The organism is Mycolicibacter sinensis (assembly GCF_001667945.1).
Classification (GTDB): domain Bacteria; phylum Actinomycetota; class Actinomycetes; order Mycobacteriales; family Mycobacteriaceae; genus Mycobacterium; species Mycobacterium sinense_B.
Genome location: NZ_LZJK01000091.1, coordinates 82,245 through 95,106, shown reverse-complemented (window position 1 = coordinate 95,106; position 12,862 = coordinate 82,245). Strand labels below are relative to the sequence as shown.

General features: G+C 68.6%; 12 protein-coding genes and 1 pseudogene. 8 read left to right on the top strand and 5 right to left on the bottom strand.

The features are described from left to right. Positions 1-16 precede the first annotated feature (16 nt). Genes A5694_RS24090 through prfB form a run of 3 tightly spaced genes read right to left on the bottom strand, consistent with a single transcriptional unit; the run spans position 17 to position 2,548 of the window. On the bottom strand, positions 17-529 hold the full coding sequence (locus tag A5694_RS24090; protein ID WP_064922251.1) for a hypothetical protein: 513 nt from the start codon (positions 527-529) through the stop codon (positions 17-19). After that, positions 526-1,428, bottom strand: coding sequence for a mechanosensitive ion channel family protein (locus A5694_RS13050; RefSeq protein ID WP_064922250.1), 903 nt, complete (start codon positions 1,426-1,428; stop codon positions 526-528). The genes A5694_RS24090 and A5694_RS13050 overlap by 4 nt, the downstream gene beginning before the upstream one ends. Before the next feature lie 4 nt (positions 1,429-1,432). Next, positions 1,433-2,548 carry a peptide chain release factor 2 gene (gene prfB / locus A5694_RS13045; protein WP_064922249.1) on the bottom strand — a complete coding sequence of 372 codons (1,116 nt, stop codon included), beginning with the start codon at positions 2,546-2,548 and terminating at the stop codon, positions 1,433-1,435. Between the two features lie 97 nt (positions 2,549-2,645). Here prfB and A5694_RS13040 point away from each other — a divergent pair, with 97 nt between their 5' ends. Next, positions 2,646-4,022: an FAD-dependent oxidoreductase gene (locus A5694_RS13040; protein ID WP_064922248.1), complete on the top strand. Its 1,377-nt coding sequence runs from the start codon at positions 2,646-2,648 to the stop codon at positions 4,020-4,022. Between the two features lie 77 nt (positions 4,023-4,099). Here A5694_RS13040 and A5694_RS13035 read toward each other — a convergent pair whose 3' ends face one another. Then, positions 4,100-4,429: a hypothetical protein gene (locus A5694_RS13035; RefSeq protein ID WP_064922247.1), complete on the bottom strand. Its 330-nt coding sequence runs from the start codon at positions 4,427-4,429 to the stop codon at positions 4,100-4,102. A gap of 23 nt (positions 4,430-4,452) precedes the next feature. On the opposite strand from A5694_RS13035, the gene hisN reads away from it, so the two are divergent. From hisN to A5694_RS13020, 3 genes are all read left to right on the top strand, one after another. Then, positions 4,453-5,265 carry a histidinol-phosphatase gene (gene hisN / locus A5694_RS13030; RefSeq protein WP_064922246.1) on the top strand — a complete coding sequence of 271 codons (813 nt, stop codon included), beginning with the start codon at positions 4,453-4,455 and terminating at the stop codon, positions 5,263-5,265. 110 nt (positions 5,266-5,375) lie between these two features. Next, entirely contained in the window at positions 5,376-6,767 is a 1,392-nt protein-coding gene (locus A5694_RS13025; protein WP_064922245.1) for an acyl-CoA dehydrogenase family protein, read from the top strand. 45 nt (positions 6,768-6,812) lie between these two features. Beyond that, on the top strand, positions 6,813-8,021 hold the full coding sequence (locus A5694_RS13020) for an acyl-CoA dehydrogenase family protein (protein ID WP_064922244.1): 1,209 nt from the start codon (positions 6,813-6,815) through the stop codon (positions 8,019-8,021). Between the two features lie 117 nt (positions 8,022-8,138). Here A5694_RS13020 and A5694_RS25270 read toward each other — a convergent pair. Further along, positions 8,139-8,360, bottom strand: a pseudogene (locus A5694_RS25270) (TetR family transcriptional regulator); the annotation flags it as partial. A 115-nt stretch (positions 8,361-8,475) separates the two neighbouring features. On the opposite strand from A5694_RS25270, the gene A5694_RS13015 reads away from it, so the two are divergent. From A5694_RS13015 to A5694_RS13000, 4 genes are read left to right on the top strand one after another with little or no spacing between them, the layout of a single operon-like run. Further along, positions 8,476-9,570, top strand: coding sequence for a homogentisate 1,2-dioxygenase (locus A5694_RS13015; protein WP_064922243.1), 1,095 nt, complete (start codon positions 8,476-8,478; stop codon positions 9,568-9,570). Then, positions 9,567-10,751: an alpha/beta hydrolase family protein gene (locus tag A5694_RS13010; RefSeq protein ID WP_064922242.1), complete on the top strand. Its 1,185-nt coding sequence runs from the start codon at positions 9,567-9,569 to the stop codon at positions 10,749-10,751. The genes A5694_RS13015 and A5694_RS13010 overlap by 4 nt, the downstream gene beginning before the upstream one ends. Then, positions 10,748-11,959 (top strand): CaiB/BaiF CoA transferase family protein, encoded by a 1,212-nt coding sequence (locus tag A5694_RS13005; protein WP_064922241.1) that lies wholly within the window; start codon positions 10,748-10,750, stop codon positions 11,957-11,959. Before A5694_RS13010 ends, A5694_RS13005 begins: the two co-directional genes overlap by 4 nt. Further along, positions 11,956-12,855 carry a hydroxymethylglutaryl-CoA lyase gene (locus tag A5694_RS13000; RefSeq protein WP_064922240.1) on the top strand — a complete coding sequence of 300 codons (900 nt, stop codon included), beginning with the start codon at positions 11,956-11,958 and terminating at the stop codon, positions 12,853-12,855. The genes A5694_RS13005 and A5694_RS13000 overlap by 4 nt, the downstream gene beginning before the upstream one ends. The last annotated feature ends 7 nt before the right edge of the window (positions 12,856-12,862 follow it).

The following is a 12,862-nucleotide window of genomic DNA, read 5'->3' as shown; positions in this document are numbered from 1 at the left end:
GCCGGTCAGGCCACATCTACGGCGCCGCAGGATACGAAGTCGGCGGACCCGGTGGCGGCGGGGCGGGGGCGTGCGGGGCGCCGGGTAGTGGCGGCGGTTGCGGCAGCCCAGGCGCCGGCGGCGGCACCTGTTCGGGCGGAGCCGGGGCGGGAGGCGGGCACAGCGGCGGACAGAACGGAAACCCGGGCACCGGTGACGGCGGCGGCGGTGTCTCGGTGGTCGGCGGCGGCGCCTCGGTCGTGGTCGGTGTGGGGGTGACCGTCTCGGTGACAGTCACCGGCGGCTGCTGCAACTTGGTGCGCGGCACCCAGGTGTAGGCCGGGTCGGGGATGAAACCGGGTGGCACCACCTGGGGGGCGGCCGGCGGTGTCGGCTCGGTCCGGTAGGTGTCATACACCCACCACACCACCGCGAACGCGATGATCAACACCACGGTCGAGGTGCGGATCCGGCCATTGAACAGGTGCACCGGCCAGCGCCGCTTGGCCGCGGCGCGGGCGGTCTCCGGCTTGTTCAGGCTGATATTCACGGCGTCTCCACCGGCTTCACCTCACCGGCGGTGACGACACCGGCCGAGGCCAGCGCTCGCACCACCTGAATGCGCAGCCGGCGTCCCACCTCGAACTGCTTGCCGGGCAGGGTGCGGGCCACCATGCGCAGATTGACCACACCGAGTTCGATGCTCTCCACCCCCATGATCGACGGCTCGTCCAAGAGCAGGTCGCGCAGCGGGGCGTCGGCCTCGCGCGCGTTCTCACACACCTGGTGCAGCACCTCGTTGACCCGGTTCAGATCGGCGGTGGTGGGAACCGGGATGTCGACGACGGCCCGTGCCCAGTCCTTGGACAGGTTCAACGACCGGACGATGTTGCCGTTCGGGACCGTGAAGACCTCGCCGTTGGGGGTGCGCAATTTGGTCACCCGCAAGGTCACGTCTTCGACGGTCCCCAGCGCCTCGACCGTCGCGCCGATCATGCTCAGCTGCACCAGGTCGCCGAAGCCGTACTGCTTCTCGGTGATGATGAAAAAGCCGCTGAGCAGATCCTGCACCAGTTTCTGGGCGCCGAAACCGAGCGCGCCGCCGATCACCGCGGCCGGCCCCACCAGCGAGCCGATCGGCACATCGAGGATGCCGGTGATCTGGACGGCCACCACCACCCCGAGCAGCACCACCGACACCCAGGAGATCACCGAGGCGACCGCCTGGCGATGCTTGGAGGCCTCCGAGCGCACCAGCGCGTCACTGGCCTGAAAGCCGAGTTCGAGGCGACGCGTGACCCGACGCGCCGCCCAGGTGATGAATCGCGACGCCAGCACCGCCCCGATCAGCAGCAGGACGATCCGCAATCCCTTGGTGATCACCCACTCGCCGATGGCACCGTGCCACAGGTCATGCCAGCGCTGTCCCGGCGAGAACGCCACCACCATGAGGTCAGTCGCCCTCCGGCCTGTTGCGCCACCGGATTCCGGCTTCCAGGAATCCGTCGATGTCACCGTCGAGCACCGCTGCCGGGTTGCCCACCTCGTACTCGGTGCGCAGGTCCTTGACCATCTGATAGGGGTGCAGCACATAGGAGCGCATCTGGTTGCCCCACGAGCTGCCGCCGTCGCCCTTGAGCGCGTCGAGTTCGGCGCGTTCCTCTAAACGCTTGCGCTCCAACAACTTCGCCTGCAGCACCCGCATCGCCGACACCTTGTTCTGCAGCTGCGACTTCTCGTTCTGGCAGGTGACGACGATGCCGGTCGGGATGTGGGTAAGGCGCACCGCCGAGTCGGTGGTGTTCACCGACTGCCCACCCGGCCCGCTGGAGCGGTAGACGTCGACCCGCACATCGCCTTCGGGGATGTCGATGTGGTCGGTGGTCTCCACCACCGGCAGCACCTCGACCTCGGCGAACGACGTCTGCCGGCGGCTCTGGTTGTCGAACGGGCTGATCCGCACCAGCCGGTGCGTGCCCTGCTCCACCGACAGCGTGCCGTAGGCGAACGGGGCGTGCACCGCGAATGTCGCGCTCTTGATCCCGGCCTCTTCGGCGTAGGAGGTGTCGAAAACCTCGACGCCGTACTTGTGCTGCTCGGCCCAGCGGATGTACATCCGCATCAGCATCTCCGCCCAGTCCGCGGCATCCACGCCGCCCGCACCGGAGCGGATGGTGACCAGTGCCTCGCGTTCGTCGTACTCGCCGGACAGCAGCGTGCGCACCTCCATCGCCTCGATGTCGGCGCGCAGTGAGGCGAGTTCGGCGTCGGCTTCGGCCACCGCATCGGTTGCAGCCTGTCCCTCCTCCTCGGCCGCCAGCTCGTAAAGCACCGGCAGGTCGTCGAGGCGGCGGCGCAGTTCCTCCACCCGGCGCAGCTCGCCCTGGGCATGTGACAACTCGCTGGTCACCCGCTGGGCGCGGGCCTGGTCGTCCCACAGGTTGGGGTCGGACGCCTCGTGCTCGAGCTTGTCGATGCGGCTGCGCAGGCCATCGACGTCTAACACCCGCTCCACCGTGGTCAATGTGGCGTCGAGGGCGGCGATGTCGGACTGGCGGTCGGGTTCCACGTTTATCGAGGTTACCGGCGAGCATCGGGAGTCGACCTCTAGCATCGGGGATACGCCGGTGCATGCACGACTTCCCGACAGGAAAGAAGGTTCGAGGATGCGGCCCTACCACGTCGCGATCGTCGGCTCCGGCCCGTCCGGGTATTTCGCCGCGGCCTCCCTGCTCAAGCTGGCCGCCGGCGGTGAGGTCGACGTGCGCGTGGACATGCTGGAGATGCTGCCGACGCCGTGGGGTCTGGTGCGCTCCGGCGTGGCACCCGATCACCCGAAGATCAAGTCGATCAGCGCGCAGTTCGAGAAGACCGCGGCCGATCCGCGGTTCCGGTTCTTCGGCAACATCGCCGTCGGCGAGCACGTACAGGCCGCGGAACTCGCCGAACGCTACGACGCGGTGATCTACGCCGTCGGCGCCCAGTCCGACCGGCACCTGGGCATCCCGGGCGAGGATCTGCCCGGCAGCGTCGCCGCCGTCGACTTCGTCGGCTGGTACAACTGCCACCCGCACTTCAAGGACATGACCCCGGACCTGAGCGGCAAGCGCGCGGTGGTGATCGGCAACGGCAATGTGGCCCTGGACGTGGCACGCATCCTGGTCAGCGACCCCGACGAACTGCGCAACACCGACATCGCCGACCACGCGCTGGAACTGCTCGACCCGCGCGGTATCGAAGAGGTGGTGGTCATCGGCCGCCGCGGCCTGCTGCAAGCCACCTTCACCAGCCCGGAGCTGCGCGAACTGGGCGAGATGAAAAGCCTCGAGAACGTCGACGTGGTGATCCCGCCCGAGGAACTGGCCGGGATCACCGAGGCCGACGCCGAAGCCGCCGGCAAACACCCGAGGGCGAACTTCAAGGTGCTCAGCGGCTACGTCGGCCGCGAGCAGCATCCGGGCAATCGCCGCATCGTATTCCGGTTCCGCACCTCCCCCATCGAGATCCGCGGCGAGGGCCGGGTGCAGGAGATCGTGCTGGGCCGCAATGAACTCGTCACCGACGAACTCGGCAGGGTCAGCGCCCGCGACACCGGGGAGCGCGAAGTGCTACCGGTCGATCTGGTGGTGCGGGCGGTCGGCTACCGCGGGGTGCCGACGCCGGGTCTGCCGTTCGACGAGCGCAGCTGCACCATTCCGCACACCGACGGCCGTATCGAAGGCACCCGCAATCAGTACGTGGTCGGGTGGATCAAGCGCGGACCATCCGGGGTGATCGGTTCGAACAAGAGCGACTCGCAGGCCACCGTCGACACCCTCGCCGCCGACCTGGCCTCCCGGGCAGCAGCAGCCGAACTGCCCGATGTCGACGCCGACTACGACGTGCAGCTGGAGAAGTGGCTGCTGTCCCGCCAGCCCGAGCTGGTCACCGCCGAGCACTGGCAGCTGATCGACGCGCACGAGCGGTCCACCGGGGAGCCGCACGGCCGGCCCCGCGTCAAGCTGGTCAGCGTCGCCGAGATGCTGCGGGTCGGGCACGGCTGAGCGTCCGGCGCCACGGTCTGCGCGGTGGCGCGAACCGGAATCTGACGACGCGACACACCGGTGCGGCGTCGGCCGATTCAGTCTCGGGGTGAGGGCGGGCCCACCAGATTCCAGTTGTCGGGGTTGCGCGGCGAATACACCACCGGCAGTAGGTCGCCGATGCTCGGCCAGTTGGCCACGTCGACCGCGAGTCGCTGGTAGACCTCGTGCTCATCCACTCCGGGCCCGTTGATGACGCCGGTGATCGTGACGTACTGCTGACCGACAGCCTCGGGCCGCGGGCTGACGCCGGTGACCAGCAGGGTGCCGTCTTGGGCTCCGCCGCCTGGACCCGGGCGGAAGAACCGTGGCGCGACGAACACCGCCAGAATCGCCAGCAGCAACAGCAGCGCCCACATCTCCCACATCAGGCCATGGTAGGACTGCAGCCATGGCGCAGAGCAACGACAATCTCGACCCCGATCTCCAAGCAGACCTCGCCCTGGGGTTGGCCCTGGCCGACCGGGCCGACGCGATCACCCTGGCTCGATTCGGTGCCCTGGACCTGCGGGTGGACACCAAGCCGGACCTCACCCCGGTCACCGACGCCGACCAGGCGGTCGAGACCGCGCTGCGCGAGATGCTGGCCGCGGACCGGGCCGCCGATGAGATCCTCGGCGAGGAGTTCGGCGGCACAACATCGTTCAGCGGCCGCCAGTGGATCATCGATCCGATCGACGGCACCAAGAACTTCGTGCGCGGGGTCCCGGTCTGGGCCACCTTGATCGCGCTGCTCGTCGACGGCGTCCCCCGCGTCGGGGTCGTCAGCGCCCCGGCGCTGAGCAGGCGGTGGTGGGCCGCCGACGGCCAGGGCGCGTTCGGCAGTTTCGGTGACCGGCCGGCGCGTCGACTGTCGGTGTCGGCGGTGGGCGACCTGGACTCGGCCAGCCTGTCGTTCGCCGGCCTGACGACCTGGGCGCTGCGCGGCCTGCGGGAGCAGTTCCTCGACCTGACCGAGGCGGTGTGGCGGGTGCGGGCCTACGGCGACTTCTGGGCGTACTGCCTGCTGGCCGAGGGCGCGGTCGACGTCGTCGTCGAACCGGCCGTATCGGTGTGGGATCTGGCCGCCCTGGACGTGCTGGTGCGCGAGGCGGGCGGAACGTTCACCGATCTGACCGGCGCCCCGGGGCCGCACGGCGGCAGCGCTGTGGCCGCGAATGCGCTGCTGCACCGGCCGGTCTTGAGCCGCCTGACCACGGGTTAGGGGCGCCGGCGCGGGCGCCGCTGACGACTTCGTCACACCTTACTGTCGAGTCACCTTACTTCGGAGTAAGGTGGTCTCACCGATACTTCCCTTTTCAGTGAGGCTCTGACATGACTGACACTGCATCCGTGGCCCGCGATTCCAAGAACAAGCGGTCCGGCCGCTCGAGTGCGATCGGGCTGGAGAAGCCGAAGCGCACCCCGATCGCCAACGCCCTGGCGCTGGTCACCCCGCTGGTCAGCCGGGAGTTTTTGGACCGGCACAACCTGCGCAACCCGCTCAACCGGACCTTGAACTACGGGGTGAAGACGGTCTTCTCGGTGGCCGGGGCGACCTCCCGCGAGTTCAAGCGGGTCCAGACCCTGGGCAAGGCTCCCACCCGGCTCAAGGCGAGCGGCAAAGACTATTTCGATCTGACCCCCGACGACGAGCAGCAGATGATCGTCGAGACGGTCGAGGAGTTCGCGTCGGAGATTCTGCGCCCGGCCGCCCACGACGCCGACGAGGCCGCCGACTACCCGCACGAATTGATCGGTAAGGCCGCCGAACTGGGGATCACCGCCATCAACATCCCGGAGGACTTCGACGGGATCGCCGCACACCGCTCCGCGATCACCAATGTGCTGGTCGGCGAGGCACTGGCCTACGGCGACATGGGCTTGGCGCTGCCGATCCTGGCGCCGGGCGGGGTGGCCGCGGCATTGACGCACTGGGGCAGCGCCGACCAGCAAGCCACCTACCTGCCGGAATTCGCCGGTGAGAACGTCCCGCAGGCGTGCGTGGCCATCGCCGAGCCGCAGCCGCTGTTCGACCCCACCAACCTGAAGACCACCGCGGTGCGCACCCCCAGCGGCTACCGGCTCGACGGCGTCAAGTCCCTGGTGCCGGCAGCGGCAAGCGCGGAGCTGTTCATCGTGGCCGCCCAGCTCAACGGCAAGCCGGCGCTGTTCATCGTGGAGTCCTCGGCGCCGGGCCTGACCGTCAAGGCCGACCCCAGCATGGGCGTCCGCGCCGCGGCGCTGGGCCAGATCGAGCTGAACAAGGTGTCGGTACCGCTGACCGCCCGCCTCGGCGAGGACGCCGCGACCGACACGGACTACTCCGAGGCGATCGCGCTCGCGCGCCTGGGCTGGGCGTCGTTGGCGGTCGGCACCAGCCACGCGGTGCTCGACTATGTGATGCCCTACATCAAGGAGCGTCACGCCTTCGGCGAGCCGATCGCCAACCGGCAGTCGGTGGCGTTCATGTGCGCCAACATCGCCATCGAGCTCGATGGTCTGCGCCTGATGACCTGGCGCGGGGCGGCTCGCGCCGAGCAGGGCTTACCGTTCATCCGCGAGGCCGCGTTGGCCAAGCGGATCGCCACCGACAAGGGCATGCAGATCGGCCTGGACGGCGTACAGCTGCTCGGGGGCCACGGCTACGTCAAGGAACACCCGGTCGAACGCTGGTACCGCGACCTGCGGGCCATCGGCGTGGCCGAGGGCATCGTAGTGATCTAGCGGTCATTCAACCTTTCTTCCCGATACCGACCTGAAAGACCTGACATGGCAATCAATCTGGAACTCCCGAAGAAACTGCAGCACGTCGTCGAGATGACACACGCCGGCGCCGCCGAGATGCTGCGCCCGATCTCACGCAAGTACGACCAGCGCGAGCACGCCTACCCGGTCGAACTCGACACGCTGGAGACCCTGTTCGACGGGGTGTCGAAGGCCGGCGGCAACGCGCTGGCCGGAGCCGAGGCCTTCCGCGAGGCCGAGGGCAAAGAGGGCAACCGCAACGGCGCCAACATGGCCGCGCTGTTGCAGGTCCTCGAAATGAGCTGGGGCGACGTCGCTTTGATGCTGTCGGTGCCCTATCAGGGATTGGGCAACGCGGCGATCTCGGGTGTGGCCACCGATGAACAGCTGCAGCGGCTGGGCAAGGTGTGGGCGGCGATGGCCATCACCGAGCCGAGCTTCGGGTCCGACTCGGCCGCGGTGAGCACGACGGCCACGCTGGACGGCGACGAGTACGTGATCAACGGCGAGAAGATCTTCGTCACCGCCGGCTCGCGGGCCACCCACATCGTGGTGTGGGCCACGCTGGACAAGTCCCTGGGCCGTGCGGCGATCAAATCGTTCATCGTGCCGCGCGAGCACCCCGGCGTCATCGTCGAACGCCTGGAGCACAAGCTGGGCATCAAGGCCTCCGACACCGCGGTGATCCGGTTCGACAACGCCCGGATCCCCAAGGACAACCTGCTGGGCAGCCCCGAGATCAACACCGAGAAGAGCTTCTCCGGGGTCATGGAGACCTTCGACAACACCCGGCCAATCGTCGCGGCGATGGCGGTCGGTGTCGCCCGCGCGGCCCTGGAGGAGTTGCGCACGATCCTGACCGACGCCGGCGTGGAGATCTCCTACGACAAACCGGCCCACGCCCAAAGCGCGCCGGCCGCCGAGTTCCTGCGGATGGAGGCGGACTGGGAGTCGGCGTACCTGCTGACGCTGCGCTCGGCATGGCAGGCCGACAACAACATCCCCAACTCCAAAGAGGCGTCGATGGGCAAGGCCAAGGCCGGCCGGATGGCCACCGACGTCACCCTCAAGACCGTCGAACTGGCCGGCACCACCGGCTATTCGGAGCAGACCCTGCTGGAGAAGTGGGGCCGCGACTCGAAGATCCTCGACATCTTCGAAGGCACCCAGCAGATTCAGCAGCTGGTGGTGGCGCGGCGACTGCTGGGCCTGTCGTCGGCCGAGCTGAAATAGCTCCGCCACACCTCGAACGCCCCCGGTTCCTTTGGGATTCGGGGGCGTTCTACGGCGAGATCCTTCGATGTTGCGCCGTCACGGCCGCGACGTTCGCCGGCCCAGTACTGGAAAGCCTCACCCGCCGCTGCCACCGTCTGTCCGGGCGACTGCCCTTCGACGGCAGTCAATTGCGTGAAGGGCCCGGCCACGTCCGCACGATTGGCGCCGCACGACGTCCAGCACGAGCTGTTGCTCGCCCTCCGGAAAGTGCGACGAGAAAGCGCCCTGCGTGACACCCGCTCGCTGGCAGATCTCGCCGATCCCGGTCCCGGCAACACCGCGACGCCCGAAGGCCCCGGTTGCCGCGGCGACCGCTGTGGTCGCGGAGACCCTTGCCGCTGACGGAAACGAAAAGTAAAGTCACTTTTAGTTCTGCGCCATGTCTGCTGCACGTTCGCCCCGGGGGCCGCCGATGGAATCCTTCGTTCACCTGCGCAAAGGCACCACACCGCGCCGCCTGCACGCCGACCTCGACGGGCTCAAGGACGACGAGCTGGGCCGCGGGGGCTTCACCGGCCGCACCGCCAACATGTACCGGCGCCACGACCCGACCGCCTACCGCGCCGAGGGCCCGCTGCGGCCCATCGATGTACTGGCCGCGCACCTGGAACCCAGCGACGCCACCGATGCCGCCGGCGGCCCACTGCTGCTGTTCAGTAACGCCGACTGCCGCATCTCGCTGTCCCGGCGCTCCGCCGAGATGCCGTTTCATGTCCGCTACGTCGACGGTGACCTGCTGTGCTTCGTGCACGCCGGTGCCGGGCGGCTGGAAACGGAATTCGGTCCGCTGGACTACCGCGAGGGCGACTGGGTGTATCTGCCCAAGGCGGCCACCTGGCGGCAGTTGCCCGCCGCCGAAACGACACTGCTACTCATTGAGGCCACCGACGAATTCCGGGTGCCGCCACCCGGACCGCTGGGCCGGCACTTCCCCTTCGACCCATCGCAGGCGGTAATCCCGGAACCGGCTCCCATCGACGACGACGGACGAGAGGAGTACGAGGTCAGGCTGGTCCACAACGGTGGGCCGACAACGCTGTACTACCAACATAATCCGATCGATGTCGAAGGTTGGCGCGGCGACAATTTCGCCTTCACCTTCAACATCGCCGACTACAACGTCATCACCTCCGACAGCGTGCACCTGCCCCCGACGGTGCACCTGTTCATGCAGGCCACCGGCGTGTACGTGATGAACTTTCTGCCCAAGCCCGCCGAAGGAGCGCCCGGCACCGAGCGCACCCCGTGGTATCACCGCAACGTCGACTACGACGAGATCGCGTTCTTCCACGGCGGATCGCTCTACGGGATTCCGATGCCGCCGGGGCTGATCAGTCACGCACCGCAAGGCGTGCACCACGGCGCCCCGGAGAAAGCCCGTGAACGAGCCCGGCGCAAGTTCGACGACTACCAGCGCGTGGACTGGCAGGTGGTCGCCATCGACACCCGCCGCCGGCTCACCCCGTCACCGGAAGTTCTCGCCCACGACCTAGGACAGCACGCATGACCGCCAAGCACGACTACGACCGTATCCCCTATCTCATTGCCTACCAGAACAATTCCGGTGTTCGCGATGTCTACGGCGGCGTCGCCGAGCTGGTGGTGCTGGAAAGCTATCTGCTGCGGCCCAAGGATGCGCCGAGCGACACCGTGCTGATCTTCATGCACCCGATCGGCGGCGGCGCCTACCTGCCGATGGTCAACGCACTGGCCCGCGCCGGTCACCACGTCATCTACTGCAACAGCCGATTCCGCGGCACCGACTCCGCCCTGCTGATGGAGAAGGTGGTCGAAGACCTCGGGCAATGCATCTCCGACGCTAAGAATCGGCTCGGCTATTCGAAGGTGGTGCTGGCCGGCTGGAGCGGGGGTGGCTCGCTGTCGCTGTTCTACCAGCAGCAAGCACAGCATCCGACGGTGACGGCCAGCCCGTCCGGCGACGGCCCCGACCTGACCAAACTCGGGCTGATCCCCGCCGACGGCATCATGCTGCTCGCGGCGCACATCAGCCGGCACGGCACCATGACCGAATGGTTGGACGCCTCGATCCTCGACGAGTCCGATCCGACCAAGCGCGACCCGGAGCTGGACCTCTACAACCCGGACAACCCCAACCAGCCGCCGTACACCGAAGAGTTCCTGGACCGCTACCGCGCCGCCCAGATCGACCGCAACCGCCGAATCACCGCCTGGGTCAAGGCGAAGCTGGCCGAGCTCAAGGCCGCCGGGCGCCCCGACGATGAGTTCGCGTTCGTGGTGCACGGCACCATGGCCGACCCGCGTTGGCTGGATCCCACCGTCGACCCCAACGACCGCACCCCGGGCAGCTGCTATCTGGGGGATCCGCAGGTGGTGAACATGAGCCCGGTCGGCCTCGCGCGGTTCTGCACGCTGCGCAGCTGGCTCTCGCAATGGAGCTATGACGACGCCCACGGTGACGGGCTGGACTGCGGCAACGACATCGCGGTTCCCGCCCTGGTGATCGGCAACATGGCCGATGACGCCTGTACCCCCAGCCACACCCGCCGGCTCTTCGAGGCGCTCGGGCATCCTGACAAGGAGATCCATGAAATCCCTGGCGCCAACCACTATTACGCCGGCCCGGATCAGCGTGGTGCGCTGCGGCAGGCCGTGGGCATCGTCACCGATTGGCTGGATCGACACGACTTCGTAGGCTCGTCGGTATGACTCCAACTCCCGTCGGTGCGCTGGACGGCATCCGCGTCATCGAGCTCGGCACGCTGATCTCCGGGCCGTTCGCCGGGCGCCTGCTCGGCGACATGGGCGCCGAGGTCATCAAAATCGAGCTGCCCGGCAGACCCGATCCGCTGCGCACCTGGGGCCAGGCCGAGGTCGACGGCCACCACTTCTTCTGGACCGTGCACGCCCGTAACAAAAAGGCCGTCACGCTGGACCTGCGCACCGACCGCGGGCGCGAGCTGTTTTTGGAGCTGATCGAGAACGCCGACATCGTCGTGGAGAATTTCCGCCCCGGCACGCTGGAACGCTGGGGGCTGGGCTTCGACGTGCTGCGGCAACGCAACAACGGCATCATCTTGGTGCGGGTCTCCGGCTACGGACAGACCGGGCCGGACGCCCACAAGGCGGGGTACGCCTCGGTCGCCGAGGCGGCCAGCGGGCTGCGGCACATGAACGGCTTCCCGGGCGGACCACCACCACGGCTGGCGCTCTCCCTCGGCGACAGCCTGGCCGGCATGTTCGCCGCGCAGGGCGCGCTGGCCGCGCTGTACCGGCGCACCGTCACCGGCGAGGGCCAGGTCGTCGACGTCGCGCTGACCGAATCCTGCTTGGCCATCCAGGAATCCACTATCCCGGACTACGACGTCGGCGGCGTGGTACGCGGGCCCTCGGGAACCCGGCTGGAAGGCATCGCCCCGTCGAATATCTACCAGGCCGGCGACGGCAGCTGGGTGGTGATCGCCGCCAACCAGGACAGTGTGTTCGCCCGGCTGTGTCAGGCCATGGGCTCCCCCGGGCTGGCGACCGACCCGCGGTTCGCCGACCACGTTGCGCGCGGCCGCAACCAGGACGAGCTGGACGCCATCATCGGCGAATGGGCCGTGCAGCGAAAGCCCGACGACATCATCGCCACGCTCAACGACGCCGGTGTGATCGCCGGACCGATCAACACCGTCGCCGAAGTGGTCGGTGATCCGCAGCTGCGGGCCCGCGGCATGCTCGTCGAGCACTGGGACGAAGGCGCCGAACGCACCGTGTTGGGCCCCGGGATCATCCCGGTGCTCTCGGACACCCCGGGCGCGATCCGCAACGCCGGGTCGGCCCGGCCCGGCCAACACAACTCCGAGGTCTACGGCGGGCTGCTCGGCAAGACCGAAGCCGAACTGGACGAGCTTCGCGCCGAGGGGGTGCTGTGATTCCCGGCCAGGTCTCGATCCGCGAGGTGGCGTTGCGCGACGGGCTGCAGATCGAACAACCGATCCCGTTGCGCGCCAAGCTCGAACTGCTGGACGCGATCGCCGCCACCGGCGTGCGCGAAGTCGAGGTGACCTCGTTCGTCTCCCCCACCAAGGTTCCCGCGCTGGCCGATGCCGCCGAACTCGCCGCCGAGCTGTGGCGCTACCCCGCCCTGGAATTCTCCGCGCTGGTCGCCAGCCCCGGTGGCGCCGCCCGGGCAGTGGCCGCGGGCCTGACCTCGATCGAATACGTGGTGTGCGCCTCGGATTCGTTCAGCTCTGCCAACGTCGGGCGGCCGACCGCCGAGGCCGTTGCCGCGATCCCCGATATCGCCGGGATCGCCCATGACGCCGGCGGGTCCGTCGAGGTCATCATCGCCACCGCATGGGACTGCCCGTTCGACGGTCCAACACCGCCCGGCCGCGTCGCCGATATCGCCGGATCGGCGAGCGCGTTCGGGGTGGACCGGCTGGCGATCGCCGACACCATCGGCACCACCACGCCGGCGCGGGTCACCGACCTGATCGCGGCCGTGCGCCCGATCATCGGGGACTTGCCGCTGGGGGCGCACTTCCACAACACCCGCGGCGCCGGGCTGGCCTGCGCCTATGCCGCGGTCGGCTGCGGCGTGACCCGCCTGGACGCCTCCGCGGGCGGGCTAGGAGGGTGCCCGTTCGCGCCCGGCGCCACCGGCAACATCGCCACCGAGGATCTCGTCTACCTGCTCGGCGACTGCGGTATCGACACCGGCATCGACCTGCAGGCCGCCATCGCCGCCGCCGGCGTGGCCAGTTCGGTCGTCGGACACCGACTGCCCAGTGCGCTGCTGGCTGCCGGTGACCGGAAACGGCACTGAACGTCCC